Consider the following 22,391-nt stretch of genomic DNA (forward strand, 5'->3'; position numbering starts at 1 on the left):
TATCCTATCAACGCTAAGTAAACAAAAGAAAAGCAGGTGTCCATGTCAAAGTACGGACACCTGCGAAGGGAAAATCGTCTTGGCTATAGTTATACGGAAAATCCTAAAGCACGCAACTGTTCACGGCCATCTTCAGTAATCATATGAGGTCCCCAAGGCGGCATCCAGACCCAATGGATGGTTAATGTTTCCGCAACTTTGTTTCCTACCACCGCAGATTCCGCTTGATCTTCAATAACATCTGTTAGCGGGCACGCAGGAGAAGTCAATGTCATGTTCACATGCGCATGGATGCTACCTTCCATCCAAATGTCATAAACCAGACCTAAGTCGACAACATTAATGCCAAGCTCTGGGTCGATAACATCACGAAGATATTCTTCAACATCAGAGGCTTTAGCAATATCATCCTCACTTTGTTCCGGTCGTCCTGCTAAAGGGGCCAAGCTGCTTTCTACTACTGGACCAGTATTGCCCTCTGTAGTTGTCATTTCAGAGTTACCATTTGATTCGGTCATGCTTTCCCTTCCAATGCTTCTGACGTTGCTGCTTGAAAAGCCTTCCAACCCAGCAATGCACATTTGACACGAGCTGGATACTTTGAAACACCCGCAAACGCAATTCCGTCACCAATCAGATCCTCATCGCCTTCTTCTTTGCCACGTGAAGTAACCATTTTTTCGAATTCGGTAAGTTTTTCTAGCGCTTTGGCAACTGACTGACCAACGATCTCTTCTGCCATAACAGATGTCGATGCCTGACTAATAGAGCAACCTTCTGCATCATAAGATACGTCTTGTACAGTTGATCCGTCCTCCGATAAGTGAACACGAAGTGTAATTTCATCACCACAGGAAGGATTCACGTGATGCACTTCTGCATCATAAGATTCCCGCAGACCAGCATGAAGAGGATTCTTATAATGATCAAGAATTACTTCTTGATACATCGATTCCAGATTCATGACCTACTTCCCTTCCTCACTCACTCCGAAAAACTTCTTTGCAGCTTCGATAGCCTCTACTAAGCGATCAACTTCGTCGATAGTGTTGTAAAAATAGAATGAAGCCCGCGCCGTAGATTGCGCATTAAGTTCACGGTGTACTGGCCAAGCACAATGGTGGCCTACACGAATACACACGCCATGATCGTCAAGCACTTGGCCTAGATCGTGAGGGTGTATTCCCTTTACCGCAAAACTAACTACTGCCCCGCGGCTTTCAGCTGTACGAGGACCATATATATCTAGTCCCTTGATCTTCGAAAGTTTCTCTAGGGCGTACTTCGTGATTTCGTGTTCGTGACGCGAAATATTATCCATACCAATTTCAGACAGAAACTTTACGGCTTCGCCCAAGCCGACTACTTGACTCGTCATCTGAGTACCAGCTTCGAATCGCTGCGGAATATCGGCAAATGTAGTTTCTTCCATAGTCACCACAGAAATCATAGATCCACCAGTTAAAAACGGTGGTAGCTTTTCTAAGATTTCTGCTTTGCCATATAATGCTCCCACACCAGAGGGACCACACATCTTATGCCCTGAAAACGCGGCAAAATCTACGTCGAGAGCATGAAAATCGACTGCCATATGTGGAACAGACTGGCAAGCATCCAAAACTACAAGTGCGTCTACTGCTCGTGCTCGCTTGACTAATTCAGCGACCGGCGCGACAGCTCCGGTCACATTGGACTGATGAGTAAAAGCTACTACCTTGACTGATTCATCAAGTTCTAATGAATCTACATCGATACGGCCATCAGGAGCCACCTTGTACCATTTAAGCGTCGCACCAGTGCGACGACACAATTCTTGCCACGGGACGAGATTGGCATGGTGCTCAAGTTCAGTCACGACCACTGTATCGCCAGCTTTTACTTGGTACTGCCCAGCTCGGTCGTCGCCAAGCGAATACGCCACTAAGTTAAGTGCTTCCGTGGCATTTTTAGTAAAAGCAAGCTCAAAGCCATCAGCACCAACAAAGCTCGCGATGGCATCTCGCGCTTCTTCGTATGCGTCGGTAGCTTCTTCTGCCAGTTGATATGCGCCCCTATGAACCGGAGCATTCGTATGTAATACGAATTGTTCTTCGGCCTTCCACACGCGCAGTGGACGCTGCGATGTAGCTCCAGAATCTAAATAGATCAGTGGCTTATCGCCACGTACCGTCCGCGCCAGAATTGGAAATTCCGCGCGGATAGCCTCAGAGTTAAGTTCCCCAGCCTTGGTAACGAATTGTGTGTGCATTATGCCAAGAACCGGTCGTAGCCGTTTGCTTCTAGGTCATCAGCTAGCTCTGGACCGCCGGAGGTAATGATCTGGCCATTGGCAAACACGTGGATAAAATCGGGCTGAACATAATTCAAAATGCGCTTGTAGTGAGTAATCATCAAAATACCGCCGTTAGATTTTTCTTGGTAACGGTTGATTCCTTCAGAAACAATGCGCAATGCGTCCACGTCAAGACCTGAGTCTGTTTCATCCATCACAGCGAATTTAGGCTGCAAAAGATCAAGTTGTAGCACTTCGTGACGCTTCTTTTCTCCGCCAGAGAATCCCTCGTTGACTGACCGCTCATTAAAGGCTTTATCAATCTTTAGATCCTGCTGGGCTTGTTTTACTTCTTTAACCCATTCACGCAGTTTCGGAGCTTCACCGCGTACGGCAGTTGCTGCCGAACGCAAGAAATTGGCCATCGAGACACCAGGAATTTCGGTTGGGTACTGCATTGCCAAGAAAAGGCCGGCACGTGCACGCTCATCGATGTCCATATCGAGGATATTTTCGCCATCGAGTAGTACTTCGCCGTCAGTAACTTCATAGCGAGGATGACCCGACAATGTGTATGCCAAGGTAGATTTACCAGAACCGTTTGGTCCCATGATGGCGTGAGTTTCACCCGATTTGATAGTGAGGTTTACGCCTTTAAGAATTGGCTTTGGCGCTGCGCTTTCATCAGCGGGTACGACCTGGGCGTGGAGGTTTTTAATTTCAAGAGTGCTCATAGTGGGATGTGCTTTCCGTTTGTAGATATTAGGCGTTTCGACTTTTCTGGAAGGTCTTGAGTTCTTCTGACACACGATTTTCTAAGTCTTCTCGAACTGAATCAACTGGAATCCTGTTGATTACTTCTGAGAAGAAACCACGGATGATGAGGCGACGAGCTTCATCTTGCGGGATACCACGAGATCGAAGGTAGAATTCATGTTCATCGTCAAAACGACCCACCGTAGCAGCATGTCCGGCACCTGCAATATCGCCAGTTTCAATTTCCAAGTTTGGGATTGCATCGGCACGTGCCCCATCTGTTAAAACAAGGTTGCGGTTGGCCTCGTATGTATCTGTGCCCTGAGCACCAGAACGAATCAGTACGTCACCGACCCATGTTGCGTGAGCGTCGGGAAGCGAAGAGTTTTTATCGCCTTGAATTGCGCCTTTGTAAAGGACGTTCGAACGGCATTGTGGAACAGCATGGTCTACTAACAAGCGTTGTTCAAAGTACTGTCCATCATCAGCAAAGTAGACACCCAGCATCTCGGCATCTCCGCCTGGCTGTGTGAATTTCACACGGGGAACGAGGCGAACTACTTCGCCACCGAAAACTGCCGCGTTGTGACGAAGAACTGCATCTCGTCCCAAAACCGCTTGCTGCCCCGAAAGGTGTACCGCAGTGTTATCCCAAGATGCATCAACAATTACTGTGAGACGTGCGTTGTCACCGATGAGGAATTCAACGTTATCGGCATGGGTGCCAGTACCTGTATAACGCAGATCTACAAGTGCCTCAGCATTTGCTTCAACATCAATGACAATATGTCCAAATGAAGTGACATCATTGCCCTGACCGGTAACAGAAATTTTAATGGGCTCTGCGACTACGGCATCACGATTAATAGTCACTACATGAGCGTCCTCACTGCTTGTGAAGGCCTGCGCAGATACCCGATCAATTGGTGCACCGGCCCGTCCTACTTTCGCGTCTGTTTTTGCAACGCGTTCGACTTTCACTCCATTTTCAGGTGCATCAATTGCAATTTCAGCAGGGACAGCTTGCACAAAACGACCATTATGCAGGCCTCTGAGACGACGAAGCGATATGAATCGCCATACTTCGTCTTTGCCATGTGGCGTATCAAAATCTTCAACGTCAAAAGAGCTAAAAAGGTCGCCCTTATTGTTGTGTACGGTTGCGGCTTTATTTGTCGACATGTTTAGCCCACCGATCCTTCCATCTGCAATTCGATCAGGCGATTGAGTTCGAGTGCGTACTCCATTGGGAGTTCTTTTGCAATCGGCTCAACAAAGCCACGCACGATCATGGCCATTGCTTCGTCCTCCGCGATGCCTCGCGACTGTAAATAGAACAACTGCTCTTCTGAAACCTGGGATACAGTCGCCTCATGGCCAAGAGAAACGTGGTCGTTTCGAATGTCGTTGTACGGGTACGTATCTGAACGGGAAATATTGTCGACCAGCAATGCGTCACATTCAACGTTTGACACTGAGTGGTGTGCATTTGCTGCAACTCGCACAAGTCCACGATAAGCTGCACGTCCACCCGACCTAGCCACTGACTTTGACACAATGTTGGACGATGTATAAGGGGCCATGTGTTGCATTTTGGCTCCAGTATCTTGAATTTGTCCTTCACCTGCGAAAGCAGCGGACAAGACTTCGCCTTTCGCATGTGGCCCAACCATCCAAACTGCTGGGTATTTCATTGTGACCTTTGAGCCGATATTTCCATCGACCCATTCCATGGTGCCACCTTCCTCGACCTTGGATCGTTGTGTCACCAGATTCAACACGTTATTCGACCAGTTCTGAATTGTGGTGTATCGGCACCGTGCATTCTTTTTCACAATGATCTCTACGACCGCAGAGTGCAAAGAATCTGACTGGTAGATCGGTGCGGTACAGCCTTCTACGTAGTGGACGTATGCGCCTTCGTCAACAATGATCAACGTACGTTCAAACTGTCCCATGTTCTCAGTGTTGATTCGGAAATAAGCCTGCAGCGGGATTTCCACATGCACACCTTTAGGAACATAGACAAAGGATCCGCCAGACCATACAGCCGAGTTAAGAGCAGAGAACTTGTTGTCACCTGCAGGCACGACCGTTCCAAAGTATTCTTGGAAAAGCTTTGGATGTTCTTTTAGTGCTGTATCAGTGTCTAAGAAAATTACGCCTTGGGTCTCCAGGTCTTCACGAATTTGGTGATAGACCACTTCGGACTCGTATTGTGCGGCTACGCCGGCCACAAGTCGCTGTTTTTCGGCTTCTGGGATACCCAACTTGTCGTAGGTGTTCTTGATATCTTCAGGAAGATCGTCCCATGTAGTTGCCTGTTTTTCCGTGGAACGGACGTAGTATTTAAAGTCATCAAAGTTGATGTAAGAAAGATCAGGGCCCCACGTCGGCATCGGCTTTTTTTCAAAAGTGTTTAATGCCTTAAGACGTTGCTCGAGCATCCATTCAGGTTCGTTTTTCTGTGTAGAAATATAGCGAACGACGTCTTCATCAAGTCCACGACGAGCTTTCTTTCCAGCTTCATCGGAATCGTGCCAACCGTAGTTATACGGTCCCATTGACTTAATGATCTCTTCGTCAGTTGATGGTGCTTTCGCTGTATTCACATCTGTCTTTGGCGATGCCGAGGTCATGAACCGCTCCTTTCAGTGGGAGTATTTTTTCGGGGAGTCAGAATTGGGGTTATCGGAATGTTTGTCGTGCAGATGTCATGCCCATCCGCAATTGAGGCCAAGGGCTGAACATGGTGTCCGAGAATTTTTGCGATCATTTCATGTTCTGCTTCGCAAAGCTCAGGGAAATCTGCTGCAACTCCCGAAATCGGGCAATGGTGCTGACAGATCTGAACTCCGTTCGCGGCATTATTAATGGTCGCCGCATATCCGTTGTTACTAAAGGCTTCAACCAATTGAGTTGCTACTTCAGCCAGTTGGTTGTCGTCAATATTGTCTGGAACATGGACATCTGCGAGAATTTTTTCGACACGCTTTCGTGCAAAAGCACGAACTGCTGCTTCTCCCCCAGATTCTTTCAGGGTTGCGAGAGCGTCGGCGGCCAATGAATCGTATTCGTGACCAAATTGGGAACGCCCCGATGCAGTTAATTTAAACGCTTTTGCAGGTCGTCCACGACTTTTTTCGCATGCCCCTCGTCGGACGGAAGAGATCTCAGCGAATCCCTCATCCAGCAAAATATCTAGGTGACGGCGGATTCCAGTGGCAGAGAGCTTGAGTTGCTGGCCCAGTTGTGTTGCAGTAACTGGACCTTCTTTCAACATAATCAGCATGATATGTCGACGCGTTTCACCATCAGTGCTTCGCGTTTCAACCTTCTTAGCGGGAGCCAAGTCGTTCACCTCCTATTCCGAATAGTTTCTATTGAAAATCAATCCCCAAATGGTCCCATCGTTACGGGACTTGAGGGCCAATAAACTTTAGATACCATTTAGCAACACTAATATGACGTTATTCATTCCGCCAATAGCCATAACTCACAAAAGTGCAGGTTAGCCCACCCTAACCGGCATTTCTCCCGCACCTTTCAACGCTATTGACACAGTTCTTCAATAGCGTTGAAAGGTGACTGATTTTTTAACTGAGCCCCATGTATTTCGATAATTTTCCAAAGGCCAGCAAAAATGTAGATTTCTCACTACCAAGCCACAACACTCATTGAGTCCATTTATCCATATTTTTCTAAAATACCGACAGCATTGGACTCCAAATGAGATACGAACGACCGCTAGCCTGCACTCATGCAACAAGATGTGAACGGGGGTAACCCCCCTTCTGAATGCCCTTTAAAAATCCGGCTATTTCTAGGAAATTTTGCACTGAGCCCCCTTTCCACCAACACCCCATTTACAACATTGGTAGCCAGTATCCACCCGCTAAGATCTTCGGTGTGAAGAATATTCTGAAACACCTGTGGAGCTCATTTCGTGAGGAACTTCCACGATTAGGCCGCTCCGGATCAAGAGCAACAATGCTAAGTACCGGTGATTATTCAGATGTTCCCACCAAACTGGGACCACACGATCCATATCAAGGTGGATCCACCTTTATTAATACGGCCACTGGCACAGACCTCATCGCAGATTCCAGTGCATCGCATAGCGCTGTGCGATCGGTACTACGCTCCCCAGGCACCAAGGGGTCGACACTGACTTTTTCCGAACTGCACCGTTTTGCGCGGATTCGATGGCTAGGAACAATTGGAGCGTTACTGCTTGGTCTCGGCGGCTTGGGGGCAGGCGCCCTTCCCGTAGTAGGCAATCCCTACACAGGTTTTCCCGCCGGTTCGCTCATGTCTCGGATGTTGCAGACCTCAATGATTATGTGCTTCATCGGCGTAGGATTTATTGTGGTGGCTTGGCTTTTAATGGCGCCTTTCGTAGGAGTAATCAACCACCACAGTCGCCACTCCCAGACGTTAGTGAGTGTTTCTCTCTTACGACGCACTTTTGCAGCTTGGAGTCTTCCGATTTTATTGAGTGCACCCATGTTCACTCAAGACATCTATTCCTATATAGCTAATGGAAGAATTCTCAAACTAGGGCTCGATCCTTATTCAGCTGGGCCAGTAGACTTATTAGGCGCAGACAACCCTCTAGCTCGCAGTGTTCCTTTTATTTGGGCGCATTCGCCATCACCATATGGTCCAGTTGCTTTAGGTCTTGCCAAAGTAATCAGCATTGTGACCGATGATTCTATAGTGTGGAGCGTATTTTGCCATCGGGCACTATCGATTGCTGGTATCGCCCTAGCGGGCTGGGCAATTTCACGACTGGCAATTCGCTGCCGTGTATTTCCGCAAGCAGCCCTGTGGCTCGGCTTGTTAAACCCGCTGACTATCTTGCACCTTGTAGGTGGTATTCACAATGAGGCAATTCTATTGGGTTTGCTACTAGCTGGGTTTGAAGTGGGTCTACGCGCTTGCACCTTGCTATCTCTAGAACGCTACGGCTTGGTAGCTTTTTTCCTCTTTTTGTCCATCACCATGATTTCATCGGCCGGCATGGTAAAAGTTACGGGCTTTATCGGGCTAGGCTTTATCGGAATGGCTTTTGCTCGAGCACTTTATCTTCATGGCTTTAATCATTGGAAAGCGCTGAGCATATCCACAACTTTGCATTTTGTCGGATTTGTGGCCAGTATCGCCTTTGTTACCCTCGTTTCAGGAATTAGCTTGGGATGGGTAACGGGACAAGGCGGGGCCGTCTCTATTCGGAGTTGGATGTCTATCTCGACAGCAATTGGTGTCATCTTCGGCTGGTTTGGAATGCTTCTAGGCTTAGGCGATCACACAGAAGCGATCCTAGTAGTCACCCGCGCCGCCGGCATTTTTGTAGCTTTAGCAGCCATGGTCCGAATGCTAGTCGCAACATATGTTGGTCGAATAGCCGCTATTGGAGGCTTGGGCGTATCGACGTTCATCCTTGTCATCTGCTTCCCAGTAGTCCATCCGTGGTACATGCTTTGGGCAATTTTGCCACTCGCAGCTTGGGCTAATAGACGTTTATTCCGATATACCGTTATTGGGTATTCCGCGCTTCTTTCATTCTTCGTGCTTCCCCGTGGCCTATCATTACCCCCAGTCACTGTCCTTTCTATTTACTTAGGCTCAATCACAAGTTTTATTATTTTTGTTCTCTTCGTCCGGTGGATATTCAACCGTCGATGAAATTTTGCTTTAAACTGACTTTTCGTGACTAAGTTAGGATCAACGCACGCCTCAAGCAATTCACCAGTGTTATCACTAACAAATTTGGTGAAATCTTTTGGAGAAAAGCAAGCTGTCGCGGGTATTACCCTGTCGGTTTACCAAGGAGAAGTCTTTGCTCTTCTTGGACCCAACGGAGCAGGAAAATCGACAACGATCCAAATGTGTGAAGGCTTCATTAAACCAAGTTCAGGCAGCGTCACAATTCTCGGTATGAATCCCGCCACTGAAGGTGACGCAGTTCGCCGGCAAATCGGAATTATGCTCCAAAGCGGCGGTTCTTATTCTGGTATTCGCGTATCAGAAATGTTAGATCTGGCGGCCTCATATAGTGAAAATCCATTAGATCCTGAATGGTTGTTAGATGTATTAGGACTTCAAGGAGTTCGGAAAACTACATATCGACGCTTATCGGGTGGTCAGCAACAGCGACTATCACTAGCTCTCGCGATTATTGGACGTCCTCGAATGGTGTTTCTCGATGAGCCTACTGCCGGTTTGGATGCGCAGTCTCGTCTCGTCGTTTGGGATCTAATTTCATCGCTAAAGCGCGATGGTGTAACCGTTATCCTCACGACGCACCTAATGGACGAAGCTCAAGCGCTCGCCGATCGAGTTGCAATTATCGATCGAGGCAAAATTATTACTTCGGGCACAACGCAAGAGCTGCTTACTTCTGCTCCAGGACAACAAACTGCAGTAATGACTACTGCAGCACCGCTGGAAATCTCTAAAATTATTGCAGCTATTCCAAATCTAGCGATTTCAGAGTTACGCCCGCTACGCTACCGAGTTGCTTCTGCTGATCTCGCAGGTGCACTTTCTAAATTAGCCAGAGTAGCACGACAAAAAAATGTGCTTATTACCTCTTGGACAACAGATACTCAAAATCTTGAGGATATCTTCCTATCTATTACAGGAAACGAGCTAAGGAGCTAACGATGCCCAAACTTAATGAGCCTTTTCAAAGCACGGTATCCCGCTTCCCAGCTGGAATTTTCGAGCCACATCCTGTTCAAGCATCAATACTGAAAATGCTCACGTCGCAAGGACGCATTGAAGCGAAGCTCTTTCTTCGACATGGCGAACAAATATTATTAAGCTTTGTCATTCCTGTTATTAGCATTGTCGCAATCTCGTTCTTACATATTGTGGACGAACCAACTCCCCTGCTTATGACTCTCCCCGTCATGCTCACGATGGCGTCTCTAAGTTCGGGTTTCACAGGACAAGCAATTTCGCTAGCATTCGATCGTCGTTATGGCGCACTCCAGCGAGTTGGTGCCAGCGGGGTCCCTTCATGGACGATAGTGTTGGGCAAAGTTATTGGAGTCTTAACAGTCAGTATCCTCCAAGTCTTAGTGATCTCTTGCATAGCCTTCGCTTTAGGGTGGCGTGTAACTCCTAGCGCTTATTTTTGCGGAATGGCAGTGTTCTTCCTCGGAGTCGCAACTTTTACTGCCCTCGGTCTGCTGATGGGCGGAACGCTATCATCCGAACTAGTTCTGGGATTGGCAAATCTCATTTGGTTCGGCTTAATTGGCATCGTGTCGTTTGTTGTATTTAGAAACGGTTCTGAGTCATCCACTTGGATGTCCATTGTCCCATCAGTTGCAGTAGGTAAAGGTATGTCCTTAGCATTCGCAGGCATTGTTCCAATCAAGGAATGCGTCATCTTATTATTTTGGCTTGTTCTAGGTGCCTTGGGCGCTACTCGATGGTTCAAATTTAATAGCTAATATGCTAGTGGTATAAGCCACTACCTTGCCGGATCTGGCGGTACCGCATGTTTAAACAACTCTGAGTACAATCTGGCTTTGTGACTACCCCAGATCTTCGATCGCATATATCTCGACCGAGAAAATTTGCACCCACGATTTCTACACAACGCCGATTAGCCATGGCGTTGCTTTTTGCTCAAGGTGGCATCACCATAACCGGTTCTATTGTTCGCGTAACGGGTTCCGGTTTGGGATGTAACACGTGGCCTAACTGCCATGAAGGATCCCTAGTGCCCGTCCAAGGAGCTGCACCTTGGATCCACCAAGCAATTGAGTTTGGAAACCGACTACTCACCTTTGTCCTCGTGGGCATTGCTATTTCCGTTTTTGTTGCAGTTTATTCCACCGGACGCCGTAAAGAAATCAAAATTAATGCTTGGATTCAGTGTTTAGGCATCGTTGTCCAAGCTGTAATCGGCGGTATTTCAGTCCATTTGGACCTACGCTGGTGGGCGGTTGCCGTGCACTTTCTCCCCTCTGTCTTCCTTGTGTGGATGGCGGCTATTCTCTATGTACGACTTGCAGAACCTGACGACGGCGAAGTGGTTTATCCATTCGCCGGTTCGTTAAGAATTTTGGCCGCCTTTAGTGCCTTTTTGCTTTCCCTGGTTTTGGTTACTGGAACTATGACTACCGGCGCAGGCGTGCATTCCGGCGATTCAGGCGTTGGCATGGAAGGCCGTTTAGACGTCGATATCGATTGGATGGCCCATGTTCATGCTTGGTCGATGTATGTCTACTTAGCACTTACGCTTCTGCTTGTTGTTGGATTAGCACTTCAAATGGCGCCTAAGCGAGCCCAAAACGTGGGCTGGATGCTTATCCTCATGATTATCATTCAAGCGCTTATTGGTGTCATTCAATACCGCCTCGGAGTCCCACGTTGGACTGTTCCTGTCCATATTGGAATGTGCTCTGTTGTGGTCGCGTTCTGCGCATTCTTGTGGGCAGAGGGCAAGCAACGTGTGAGCGTTTAGATCTATTTGCGGATCTAATTCACAGGTCGAAACCCGCATACAATTAAAGCCTCATGATGTTCCATAAATCATCATGAGGCTTTTTACTTTGTCCAAAGTATTTAAATTGATTCGTATTTAAAAGAACGTGGTCGTCCAACCAAGGTGACCGCCGATTGTTTCCCAGCCTAGTACTGCATCAATCGACAATCCGACAAAGTAGACAGCCAAGTAATTGTTGGAAAGGATGAATAGTTTCAAAGGCTTGACTTCACCACCATTTTTAATCCCGTTATGTAGCCTGACAGCCATAACTAAGAACCACGCACCCGACACGACAGCGATGATTGCGTGAATCCATGAGGCAGCAGGAATAAGAAGAAACGTGGTGAGTACCGTTGCAACGGTGTACCACACAATTTGGCGAGTTACTTCCACGGGAGTACGAACCACGGGCAGCATCGGAACACCTGCACGTGCGTAATCATCTTTGTACTTCATGGCTAATGCCCATGTGTGTGGGGGTGTCCAGAAGAAGATCACCATGAAAAGCACAATCGCCTGCCACCATTGTGCTGGTGTACCTGCTGGAAGATTATCGGTAATCACTGCCCACCCGACGACTACGGGCATACAACCTGCTGCACCGCCCCAAACGATGTTGAGATGGGTTTTTCTCTTAAGATATTTTGTGTAGACAAAAATATAAAAGAAGATCGTAAGGAGGATGAATAATCCCGCGAGTACAGATCGGCATAACACCCATAGCCATAAAAAACTCACTACAGTGAGAGTCCACGCAAACACTGAAGCGTGTCGATTAGAAACTTTGTTACGTACTAGTGGACGAGCTCGCGTACGTCCCATCTTCTGGTCGATATCCGAGTCAGCAACCATGTTGAATGTGTTGGCAGCTGCAGCTCCCATCCAACCGCCCAACAACGTAAGCAATATCAGCCCAATGTTGTTTTCTCCGCGTTCTGCTTGAAGCATCGCCGGAATAGTTGCTACCAATAGGAGCTCAATGACCCTAGGCTTTGTTAACGCTACATAGGCCTTGATTGTCTCCAAGGTTTCCTCCAACATGTTCAAAAGTTAAGTGCGTAAACTACAGCCGGCCTGTCAATGTTAACTGGCCATGCCATTCACAAAGCACTACGGCCTTAGTAATGCGTGAATAACGTTTTTATACTAACGCCCAGCATGCGAAATCATTGTACCGGCACTGAACATTCAACCGTACCGTACCGCTTAAATAATTGATGTATCCCCACCTAGTTCGGAGGCCCTTTGTCGGTCAACGGAGAGATTCAAAAAGCAACATGCCTAAAAATTTTTTCTCAGACCCCATAACTGCCACGAATCCTACTAAGGTGGCAACTGTAACTTTTTTGATCCGTCATTTGGATTGAAATTTCACAATATTCGCAACACAAGGATGGCAAACAGTGACTTTATCTCCGGAGCTTCAGGCTCTTACCTCCCGTCACTACCCTAGCGACTGGGACGACCTCGATACTCAGGCAGTTGACACAGCACGTGTACTCGCTGCCGATGCAGTCCAGAATTGCGGTTCGGGCCACCCAGGCACTGCAATGAGCTTGGCACCTCTGGCTTACACTCTTTTCCAACGTGTCATGAATGTCGATCCTGCGGATCCGCATTGGGCTGGTCGCGATCGTTTTGTGTTGTCATGTGGGCACACTTCACTTACGCAATACATCCAGCTTTACTTCGGCGGTTACGGCCTCGAACTTGAAGACCTTAAAGCCCTGCGTACTTGGGGTGCATTAACTCCTGGCCACCCAGAATACCGCCATACTAAAGGCGTTGAAATCACAACTGGCCCATTGGGTCAAGGCTTGGCATCGGCTGTTGGCATGGCGATGGCCTCACGACGTGAGCGCGCGTTGTTCGATCCCACTGCGGCAGAAGGTGCATCTCCATTCGACCACTATATTTATGTGATTGCTTCTGATGGCGACCTTCAGGAAGGTGTCACTGCGGAGGCATGTTCGCTTGCCGGAACTCAAAAGCTTGGAAATCTCATCGTTTTCTGGGATGATAACCGGATCTCGATCGAAGAAGATACTGAGATTGCATTCAACGAAAAGGTTGTCGATCGTTACCGTGCTTATAACTGGCAAGTAATCGAAATTGACGGCGGCGAAAACGTTGAAGCGATTGAAAAGGCAGTCGCAGAGGCTAAAGCCGATACTTCTCGTCCTACTTTTATCCGCGTACGTACCGTTATTGGCTATCCTGCGCCAACAAAGATGAATACCGGTGCTGTGCATGGTGCTGCTCTTGGTGCTGAAGAAGTCGCCGGAACTAAGAAAGCACTCGGTTTTAATCCTGAGGAATCCTTCGCGGTAGCTCCGGAGGTCATTTCTCATACACGGAAACTTCTAGAGCGAGGTGCTCAACGACATGCTGAGTGGCGTGAGCATTTCGAATCTTGGGCGGAAACAAACCCCGAAAATAAAGCCCTCTTTGACCGGATGGCTTCCCGCGAACTTCCAGATGGTTTCGATGCTGATCTACCTTCGTGGGAGCCTGATGCCAAAGGCGTCGCAACCCGCAAGGCTTCTGAAGCTACGTTACAGGCACTCGGTGCAACGCTTCCGGAGCTGTGGGGCGGTTCTGCCGACCTAGCAGGCTCGAACAACACTGTTATTAAGGGTTCTCCATCGTTTGGTCCATCTACGATTTCTACGTCCACATGGACTGCTGAGCCAGGTGGACGTAATCTCCATTTCGGTATCCGCGAACATGCCATGGGCGCAATTATCAATGGCATTTCTCTCCACGGTGGAACCCGTCCTTATGGTGGAACCTTCCTGATTTTCTCGGATTACATGCGCCCTGCTGTTCGTCTGGCTGCCTTGATGGGAACCGACGCATACTATGTTTGGACACACGATTCCATCGGATTAGGCGAAGACGGCCCTACTCATCAACCTGTCGAGCAGCTTGCATCGCTGCGTGCTATTCCTGGTGTTTCGATGCTTCGTCCCGCTGATGCTAACGAAACTGCTGCGGCTTGGCGTGCGGCACTCCTGTATAAGGAAGGTCCTAAAGGTCTAGCCCTTACACGTCAAAACGTCCCTGTTCTCGAAGGAACAAAAGAAAAAGCGCGGGATGGTGTCTCACGAGGGGCATATGTTCTCGTTGAAGGATCTAAGAAAACTCCTGACGTTATTTTGATGGCTTCAGGCTCCGAAGTACAGCTTGCAGTCGAAGCGGCTAAAACTTTGGAAGCAGAAAAGATTGCAGCTCGAGTCGTGTCTGTGCCTTGCTTAGATTGGTTCGAGGAACAAGACGCCGCTTATCAAGAAGAGATACTTCCGCAGGCGGTTAGCGCTCGCGTATCGGTGGAAGCGGGTGTCGCTTTGTCTTGGTATCGCCATCTGGGCACCCATGGTCGGGCCGTGTCCCTTGAGCACTTCGGCGCATCTGCTCCGTATGAGAAGCTCTTCAGTGAATTTGGCATAACCACTGAAGCAGTTATTGCTGCAGCTCGCGAATCACTTGCTGCTGCTCAGCAATAAAACGCGATTTTCTCCATACTGCAAACGCAGGTTGTTGGTCCGCTTATGTTGCTGCACCACTAACCTGCGTTTGTTGTTCTTTAGGAAATCACAACCATCAATATTCGACTGAAAAGGTTTATAATGACCGCAATTGACCAACTCAAAAATGTGGGCACTTCCACTTGGCTTGATGACTTATCTCGTGATCGTCTTCAATCCGGCAACCTCGCCGAACTTATCAAGAGTAAATCTATCGTTGGCGTTACGACGAACCCAGCAATCTTTGCGGCTGCGATGAGCAAGGGAACTGCATATGATTCCCAAATTGAAAAGCTAAAGGCCGCTCAAGCCGATGCTAATTCCGCTGTCTACGCCATGAGCATCGACGATGTGCGCGCAGCTTGCGACGTTTTTTCTGAAATCTACGCCGAATCTGAAGGCAAAGATGGCCGCGTAAGTATTGAAGTCGATCCTCGAATCTCCGAAGATCGAGATGCCACGATCGCCCAAGCTCGTGAATTGTGGAACAAAGTAAATCGACCGAATGTCATGATCAAGATCCCCGCTACACGAGGATCATTGCCAGCAATCACTGATGCATTGGCAGAAGGTATAAGCGTTAACGTAACCCTCATTTTTTCAGTAGCACGCTACCGTGAAGTCATCGCTGCGTACATCGAAGGTATCAAAAAAGCAGCAGAAAACGGGCTTAACGTATCTCAAATTCATTCAGTCGCATCGTTCTTTGTGTCGCGTTTGGACACCGAAGTGGACAAACGTCTGGAACAAATTGGTAGTGACGAAGCACTTTCACTGCGTGGGAAAGCAGGTGTGGCGAATGCTCAACGCGCTTACGCTGTCTTCCTTGAAGCATTCCAAGCTGCAGATCTACCTGTAGGAGCTCATGTTCAACGTCCTTTGTGGGCTTCCACTGGCGTAAAAAACCCAGATTATTCGCCCACGCTATATGTTTCTGAACTCGCTGGCCCAGACACCGTCAATACGATGCCGGAATCTACCATCGACGCTGTGCTAGCCGCAGATGATATTCATGGTGACACGCTTAGTTCCAGCAGCGATTCGGCAAATGAAATATTTACACGCATTTCTCAAACCGGCATTGATTTTGAAGATGTGTTCGCTGTGCTGGAGCAAGAGGGCGTCGATAAGTTCGTAGCGGCATGGAGCGACCTTCTTGATTCGATGGAATCTCGCTTGAAATAATACAGTCTCAGCACAAAAATAATCGCGTTGGGTTCTGAGAACCACCTTCGAGAGGGTAAACTTGCCCAACGTGAGTAAACCAGTGGCTAACGGAAACACCGTAGAAAGTAACAATGCTGAACTTGCTTTCGGCGGTGTTGATTTTTCCTATTCTGATACACATGAGAATTCGTGTAGTAGAACGTCAAGCAAATGGGTCAACCCCCTAAGGGACGCTGAGGACAAGCGCCTCCCCCGCATCGCGGGCCCGTGCGGAATGGTTATTTTTGGCGTAACTGGTGATCTCGCTCGGAAAAAGCTCCTGCCAGCGATCTATGATCTTGCACACAGGGGCCTATTGCCTGCAGGTTTCAGTCTAGTCGGCTACGGTCGACGAGGCTGGTCTAAGGCCGACTTTGAAAATTACGTCAAGCAAGCAGTTGTTGCCGGTGCCCGTACCGATTTCCGCGAAAATGTTTGGGCACGACTTGCCGAAGGTATGCACTTCGTTCAAGGCAATTTCGATGATGATGCAGCATTTGATAGTTTGGCATCGCTTTTGGCGGATCTTGATCAGACCCGTGGAACTGCCGGTAACTGGGCCTTTTATCTTTCTGTTCCACCAGATTATTTTTCGGATGTTTGCCATCAACTTCAGCGCTCAGGCATGGCTACAGCCGAGGGCAATTCATGGCGTCGCGTCATTGTGGAAAAGCCTTTTGGGCATGATCAAGAATCAGCACGTCAGCTAAACAACTTGATCAATTCAGTATTCCCTGAAAAGTCAGTATTTCGTATCGACCACTACTTGGGTAAAGAGACAGTGCAAAATATTATGGCACTGCGCTTTGCAAACCAGCTATTTGATCCGCTCTGGAATTCTCACTATGTTGACCATGTCCAAATCACCATGGCTGAGGATATCGGTCTAGGCGGTCGCGCTGGTTACTATGATGGAATCGGCGCCGCTAGAGACGTTATCCAAAACCACCTTATTCAGCTGTTGGCGCTGGTAGCTATGGAGGAACCCGTAGCTTTTACCCCACAAGAGCTTCAGGCTGAAAAAATCAAGGTTCTTCGTGCCACTCGCCCAGTAGAACCTTTTGCTAAAACAACAGCCCGAGGGCAATATTCGCGCGGTTGGCAGGGATCTGAGCTCGTCCAAGGTCTACGAGAAGAAGACGGATTTGATCCTAATTCCGGAACTGAAACTTATGCTGCCTGCACACTCGAGATAAATTCGCGTCGTTGGGCCGGTGTGCCCTTTTATCTTCGGACTGGAAAGCGTTTAGGACGCCGGGTGACTGAGATCGCCCTTGTATTCAAGGATGCGCCTCATCAGCCATTTAGCGAAGGTAGCCGTCATTCCCAAGGCCGCAACGTCGTAGTGATCCGAGTCCAGCCTGATGAGGGTATGCTGATGCGTTTTGGTTCCAAGGTTCCTGGTAACACGATGGAAGTACGCGACGTCAACATGGACTTCTCGTACTCAGAGGCATTTACCGAAGAATCACCGGAAGCCTACGAACGACTCATTCTCGATGCACTTCTCGACGAAGCAAGTCTCTTCCCAACAAATGAAGAAGTTGAGCTTAGCTGGCAGATCCTAGATCCGATATTGAACTTCTGGTCTGATCGTGGGCAACCGGAAGAATACCCCGCTGGCACCTGGGGCCCAGCTGGTGCAGACAAGATGCTGGAGCGCGAAGGTCGCGCTTGGCGTCGACCTTAACGAGCGAGGAAGCTGAGATACGCCGTGATTTTTACACTGCCAAATACCACTACACAGGAAATCGCCAAGACTCTGGTAAAAATTCGTGACACAGGAGGTCAGGTAACCACCAGCCGGGTACTTACTCTCATTGTTGTAGCTCGAGACACCAGCGATGTCGAAGGCATTATTCGAGCTACTAATGAAGCCTCTCAAGAGCATCCCTCACGTGTAATCATTTTGGTCGCCGGCTCGCACGAAGGCGAGTCCCAAGTTGATGCAGAGGTACGCATTGGTGGCGACGCCGGCGCCTCTGAGATGATTCTCATCAAATTAGCAGGGCGCGTCGCAAAGCACCTTGTGCATGTCGTTACTCCGCTGCTACTCCCTGATACCCCTATCGTGGCATGGTGGCCCTCTTCTGCTCCGATCAATCCAGCCGAGGATCCCATCGGTAAAATTGCACAGCGTCGTATTACAGATTCACACTTTGATCCACCAGTAGACGCTTTGTATAATCGCCGGAATCACTACGCTCCTGGAGATTCCGATTTTTCATGGGCCCGATTAACTCCTTGGCGCGGAGTTCTCGCTTCAAGTTTGGATCAAGCTCCATATGAAATGGTCCAAGACGTTCGAGTTTATGGCGAATCCGATTGTCCCAGTGTCGACCTCGCTGCAGGCTGGCTATGCGAGCGGCTCGGAATCTCTGTCGAACGGCATAATTACGGTTCTGGTTCAGCAGCTTTTGATGATGCCGGACTAGCAAAAATACCGGTTAAACGAATCGAGCTAGAGCGCCCTTCTGGTTGCGTTGTTATCGAAGCCCTTGACGACGACCAAACACTTTCAGTTAGCATCCCTGGCCGGTCGACAGCACATGTGGCAGTGACACGACGTAGTCAAGCTGATTGTTTGGCGGAAGAATTGCGCCATCTCGACCCAGATATCGCTTATGCTCGAGCACTTCGCGGTCTGAGTAGAGTGTCCTATCCTACTCAATAAAATTTTCGAAAGATGAAGCACTTTTATGGTTGAAGTTATTCGAGTATCAGACCTCGACGCAGTTATTCAGGAAGCCCATCGCAGATTCCTCCAGGTTATCGATGATGTTGTTTCAAACGGCGGAGTACATGGCGATGGTGTCGCTCGTATAGTCCTCACCGGCGGCGGTGCAGGAATTGGCTTACTTAAGGAGCTATCCCATAGTTCAATTGATTGGTCAAAAATACATGTGTTCTTCGGTGATGAACGAAACGTACCAGTGACACATCCAGATTCGAATGAGGGGCAAGCACGCGAAGTACTACTCAATCGAATTGCCATTCCATCATCAAACATCCATGGTTTCCATCTCAATGGTGGCGAGATGTCTACTCCCGCCTCAGCATATAGCGAATGCATCAATAAATATGCACCGCGAGGGTTTGACCTTCATTTATTAGGAATGGGCGGCGAAGGACACATCAATTCGTTGTTCCCCGATTCATCGGCTATTAAAGAAGATGTACACCTAGTCTCTGTGGTTACCGACTCTCCAAAGCCACCAGCACAGCGTGTGTCGCTCACGCTTCCTGCTGTAAATTCTTCTGCACGTGTGTGGCTACTCGTTGCCGGTGCAGAAAAAGCTGAAGCAGCACAGCACGTCGTTGCTGCTTCACCAGCCGACCAATGGCCAGCTGCAGGCGTTCACGGCACCAAAGAAACGTTACTTATACTCGATAATTCGGCAGCACAGCTTCTTTAGTCGTATAAAACCAAAACGTGTGGGGCGGAAAGCTGAATTTTAGCTTTCCGCCCCACACGTTTTGGTTTTACTTGTATGCCTGAATGAGGTTCAACGCAACAATGCAAGCAATCCAGATCAAGCCCGTAAAGATGGTGACGCGATCTAGGTTCTTTTCTACGACTGTAGAACCAGAAAGATTAGACTGTACGCCTCCACCAAAAAGGCTTGACAATCCGCCACCCTTACCACGGTGAAGCAGGACAAAAAGCGTCATGATAACGCTTGCCGCTACCAAAATGATCTCTAGAGCTAAAGCCATGTCATTCCTTATAAATGCCGAACACTATTCACAATCGCTAGTGCACAGTACTACTCGACTACGAACCTTATTAAATCTCAAGTAACTATACACCAAATGTCGCAGTGCTATAACAATATGGCTCCGTGGGCTGCAAGGCACGACACGGAGCCACTCTAATTTACTGCGACTAACTAGTCGACAACAGTTGCTGCATTAGCTGCTAGTTTGGCGAATGCTTCACCGTCAAGAGAAGCGCCACCCACTAAGCCGCCATCAACATCCGGTTGACCTACGATCTCGGCTACTGTTTCTGCTTTAACTGATCCGCCATAAAGAATGCGAAGCCCTTCAGCTACTTCTTTACCAGCAAGCTCAATGATGAGGTTACGAATTGCTGCGCAGACTTCCTGTGCATCGGCAGCGGATGCTACTTTACCCGTACCAATAGCCCATACGGGTTCGTAGGCGATAACAGTCTTTGCCAAATCATCTGCAGTAAGACCCGCCAACGATGCGCGAGTCTGTTCGACGACATATTCTACGTGTGTTTCAGCTTCACGAATTTCAAGGGGCTCTCCAACACATACGATGGGGCTAATTCCTTGGTTCAACGCAGCTTTAGCTTTGACTGCAACAAGCTCCGAAGATTCGCCATGGTACTCACGACGCTCTGAGTGCCCAACAACAACCCAAGTACATCCGAGTTTGGCAAGCATCTGGGCAGAGATTTCACCAGTGTAGGCACCAGCCTCGTGCTGCGAAACATCTTGAGCACCATAAGTTATAGCGAGCTTATCGCCTTCGATAAGTGTTTGAACAGAGCGAAGATCAGTAAAAGGTACGGTGACAGCTACGTCGACTTTTTCGTAGTATTCCTTTGGAAGTGCAAAAGCAAGTTTTTGCACAGTTGCAACAGCTTGAAGATGATCAAGATTCATCTTCCAGTTTCCTGCGATAAGTGGAGTACGTGCCATGATGGAATTTCCTTCCTTTTAATAGGTCGTTTTAGCAAACAACCAAAATGAAAAGGTAGGTGCAAATACTTCTTGTATCAAAGAACTTTCGCGCCTACCTCTTTAGGTCTTTTAGCTTTCGAGCACCGAAACGCCAGGAAGGTTTTTGCCTTCGAGGAGTTCAAGTGATGCTCCGCCACCAGTAGAGATATGGCTGAATCCATCCTCGTCTAGACCAAGAAGTCGAACAGCAGCAGCCGAATCGCCACCGCCGACAACAGAGAATGCACCCTTAGCCGTAGCTGCGATAATAGCTTCTGCTACGCCACGGGTACCGGCTGAGAAGTTTTCAAACTCAAAAACGCCCATAGGCCCATTCCAGAATACGGTCTTTGATGTCGCTAGAACCTCAGCAAACTTCTCAACAGTCTTAGGTCCGACATCAAGAGACATCCAGCCTTCGGGGATTTCGTCAATTGCAACGATCTTATTTTCTGCATCGCTGGCGAACTCTGCAGCTGCTACCAGATCAACTGGAAGAACGATCTTATCAGCGTATGCTTCTAGAAGTTCTTTGCACTTGTTGATTTGTTCTTCCTGCAACAGCGACTTTTGCACGTTGATACCTTTGGCTGCCAAGAAGGTGTAGCACATTCCGCCACCAATAATAAGTTTGTCAGCCTTTGTTGCTAGCGCTTCGATCACGCCAAGCTTGTCAGACACCTTTGCGCCACCTAGAATGACCGCATAAGGACGTTCTGGAGCAGAGGCAACCTTGTTTCCAAGAACTTCTAGCTCTTTTTCCACGAGTGTTCCCGCATAATGTGGCAATCTCTGCGCAACATCAAATACTGATGCCTGAGCTCGGTGAACAACGCCAAAGCCATCGGATACGAAAGCACCATTTTCAGCGGTGAGTGCAACAAGCTGATCCGCAAATTCGCCACGCTCAGCTTCTACCTTCGAGGTCTCGCGTGGGTCAAAGCGAACGTTTTCAAGGAGCAGAACGTCACCGTCATTGAGACCGTTCGCGCGTTCATGAGCATCTTCACCAACGACGTCGCCTGCGAGTGCGACATACTGTCCAAGGGCTTCAGACAATGCCTCCGCTACAGGAGCCAGTGAGAATTTTTCATTTACTTCTCCCTTGGGGCGGCCCAAGTGAGCCATCAAGATTACTCGAGCACCGTTGTCAACTAATGCTTTGATCGTTGGGAGCGAGGCGGTAATACGTCCAGCATCAGTAATTTCACGATCATCGTTCAGCGGTACATTGAAATCTGAACGAACAAGCACGTGGCGTCCTTCAACGCCTTCTGCCAAGAGATCTTTAAGAGTTTTAATAGCCATAACAAAACCTATTCCGTGGTTAGTTGTTCGGTATTGCGAAGAATATAAGCACCACGGCCCGGGGTGTACCTCGAGGTACACCCCGGGCCGCAGGGTTAGCGCCTTTTTATTAGCACTTT

20 protein-coding genes are annotated in these 22,391 nt (G+C 48.4%); 9 read left to right on the top strand and 11 right to left on the bottom strand.

Features of this window, described 5'->3' with window-relative positions; all coding sequences use genetic code 11:
- Positions 1 to 89: 89 nt before the first annotated feature.
- The 7 genes from AT687_RS06235 to AT687_RS06265 are packed head-to-tail and all read right to left on the bottom strand — an operon-like array spanning position 90 to position 6,320.
- Positions 90 to 518, bottom strand: coding sequence for a metal-sulfur cluster assembly factor (locus AT687_RS06235; protein WP_014319110.1), 429 nt, complete (start codon positions 516 to 518; stop codon positions 90 to 92).
- Entirely contained in the window at positions 515 to 964 is a 450-nt protein-coding gene (sufU, locus tag AT687_RS06240; RefSeq protein WP_014319111.1) for a Fe-S cluster assembly sulfur transfer protein SufU, read from the bottom strand. Before sufU ends, AT687_RS06235 begins: the two co-directional genes overlap by 4 nt.
- A 3-nt stretch (positions 965 to 967) precedes the next feature.
- Positions 968 to 2,248: a cysteine desulfurase gene (locus AT687_RS06245; RefSeq protein WP_014319112.1), complete on the bottom strand. Its 1,281-nt coding sequence runs from the start codon at positions 2,246 to 2,248 to the stop codon at positions 968 to 970.
- Positions 2,248 to 3,006, bottom strand: coding sequence for a Fe-S cluster assembly ATPase SufC (gene sufC, locus AT687_RS06250; RefSeq protein ID WP_014319113.1), 759 nt, complete (start codon positions 3,004 to 3,006; stop codon positions 2,248 to 2,250). The genes AT687_RS06245 and sufC overlap by 1 nt, the downstream gene beginning before the upstream one ends.
- 28 nt (positions 3,007 to 3,034) lie before the next feature.
- Positions 3,035 to 4,210, bottom strand: coding sequence for a Fe-S cluster assembly protein SufD (gene sufD, locus AT687_RS06255; RefSeq protein WP_014319114.1), 1,176 nt, complete (start codon positions 4,208 to 4,210; stop codon positions 3,035 to 3,037).
- A gap of 2 nt (positions 4,211 to 4,212) precedes the next feature.
- Positions 4,213 to 5,667, bottom strand: coding sequence for a Fe-S cluster assembly protein SufB (gene sufB, locus AT687_RS06260; RefSeq protein ID WP_014319115.1), 1,455 nt, complete (start codon positions 5,665 to 5,667; stop codon positions 4,213 to 4,215).
- On the bottom strand, positions 5,664 to 6,320 hold the full coding sequence (locus tag AT687_RS06265; protein ID WP_014319116.1) for a helix-turn-helix transcriptional regulator: 657 nt from the start codon (positions 6,318 to 6,320) through the stop codon (positions 5,664 to 5,666). The genes sufB and AT687_RS06265 overlap by 4 nt, the downstream gene beginning before the upstream one ends.
- A gap of 506 nt (positions 6,321 to 6,826) precedes the next feature.
- On the opposite strand from AT687_RS06265, the gene mptB reads away from it, so the two are divergent.
- From mptB to AT687_RS06285, 4 genes are all read left to right on the top strand, one after another.
- The gene (mptB, locus tag AT687_RS06270; protein WP_014303443.1) at positions 6,827 to 8,716 is read left to right on the top strand and encodes a polyprenol phosphomannose-dependent alpha 1,6 mannosyltransferase MptB; all 1,890 of its coding nucleotides are present in this window, start codon (positions 6,827 to 6,829) and stop codon (positions 8,714 to 8,716) included.
- Positions 8,717 to 8,740: 24 nt separating this feature from the next.
- Positions 8,741 to 9,694: an ABC transporter ATP-binding protein gene (locus AT687_RS06275; RefSeq protein WP_014303444.1), complete on the top strand. Its 954-nt coding sequence runs from the start codon at positions 8,741 to 8,743 to the stop codon at positions 9,692 to 9,694.
- A gap of 2 nt (positions 9,695 to 9,696) precedes the next feature.
- Positions 9,697 to 10,494: an ABC transporter permease gene (locus tag AT687_RS06280; protein ID WP_003851576.1), complete on the top strand. Its 798-nt coding sequence runs from the start codon at positions 9,697 to 9,699 to the stop codon at positions 10,492 to 10,494.
- Between the two features lie 80 nt (positions 10,495 to 10,574).
- Complete coding sequence (locus tag AT687_RS06285; protein ID WP_014303445.1) at positions 10,575 to 11,513, top strand: COX15/CtaA family protein; 939 nt, start codon at positions 10,575 to 10,577, stop codon at positions 11,511 to 11,513.
- Positions 11,514 to 11,630: 117 nt separating this feature from the next.
- Here the strand turns inward: AT687_RS06285 and AT687_RS06290 are convergent, their stop codons facing one another.
- Positions 11,631 to 12,578, bottom strand: coding sequence for a heme o synthase (locus tag AT687_RS06290; RefSeq protein WP_003851582.1), 948 nt, complete (start codon positions 12,576 to 12,578; stop codon positions 11,631 to 11,633).
- Between the two features lie 362 nt (positions 12,579 to 12,940).
- On the opposite strand from AT687_RS06290, the gene tkt reads away from it, so the two are divergent.
- The 5 genes from tkt to pgl all read left to right on the top strand — a co-directional run bounded on the left by tkt (position 12,941) and on the right by pgl (position 19,686).
- Complete coding sequence (gene tkt, locus AT687_RS06295; protein ID WP_014308348.1) at positions 12,941 to 15,043, top strand: transketolase; 2,103 nt, start codon at positions 12,941 to 12,943, stop codon at positions 15,041 to 15,043.
- A 123-nt stretch (positions 15,044 to 15,166) separates the two neighbouring features.
- A complete protein-coding gene (gene tal / locus AT687_RS06300; protein WP_014310460.1) occupies positions 15,167 to 16,249 on the top strand; it encodes a transaldolase in 1,083 nt (360 codons plus the stop codon).
- Between the two features lie 61 nt (positions 16,250 to 16,310).
- Entirely contained in the window at positions 16,311 to 17,960 is a 1,650-nt protein-coding gene (zwf, locus tag AT687_RS06305; protein ID WP_010934970.1) for a glucose-6-phosphate dehydrogenase, read from the top strand.
- Positions 17,961 to 17,984: 24 nt separating this feature from the next.
- A complete protein-coding gene (locus AT687_RS06310; protein WP_003851588.1) occupies positions 17,985 to 18,944 on the top strand; it encodes a glucose-6-phosphate dehydrogenase assembly protein OpcA in 960 nt (319 codons plus the stop codon).
- 25 nt (positions 18,945 to 18,969) lie between these two features.
- Positions 18,970 to 19,686, top strand: a complete 717-nt coding sequence (gene pgl, locus AT687_RS06315; RefSeq protein WP_003851591.1) for a 6-phosphogluconolactonase — start codon at positions 18,970 to 18,972, stop codon at positions 19,684 to 19,686.
- A gap of 67 nt (positions 19,687 to 19,753) precedes the next feature.
- Here the strand turns inward: pgl and secG are convergent, their stop codons facing one another.
- The 3 genes from secG to AT687_RS06330 form a co-directional block, all read right to left on the bottom strand.
- On the bottom strand, positions 19,754 to 19,987 hold the full coding sequence (secG, locus tag AT687_RS06320; RefSeq protein ID WP_003851593.1) for a preprotein translocase subunit SecG: 234 nt from the start codon (positions 19,985 to 19,987) through the stop codon (positions 19,754 to 19,756).
- A gap of 173 nt (positions 19,988 to 20,160) precedes the next feature.
- Positions 20,161 to 20,943 carry a triose-phosphate isomerase gene (gene tpiA / locus AT687_RS06325; RefSeq protein ID WP_014316764.1) on the bottom strand — a complete coding sequence of 261 codons (783 nt, stop codon included), beginning with the start codon at positions 20,941 to 20,943 and terminating at the stop codon, positions 20,161 to 20,163.
- A gap of 111 nt (positions 20,944 to 21,054) precedes the next feature.
- Entirely contained in the window at positions 21,055 to 22,272 is a 1,218-nt protein-coding gene (locus AT687_RS06330; protein ID WP_014316765.1) for a phosphoglycerate kinase, read from the bottom strand.
- Positions 22,273 to 22,391 lie beyond the last annotated feature (119 nt).

Origin of the sequence: Corynebacterium diphtheriae (assembly GCF_001457455.1) — a bacterium.
GTDB lineage: Bacteria > Actinomycetota > Actinomycetes > Mycobacteriales > Mycobacteriaceae > Corynebacterium > Corynebacterium diphtheriae.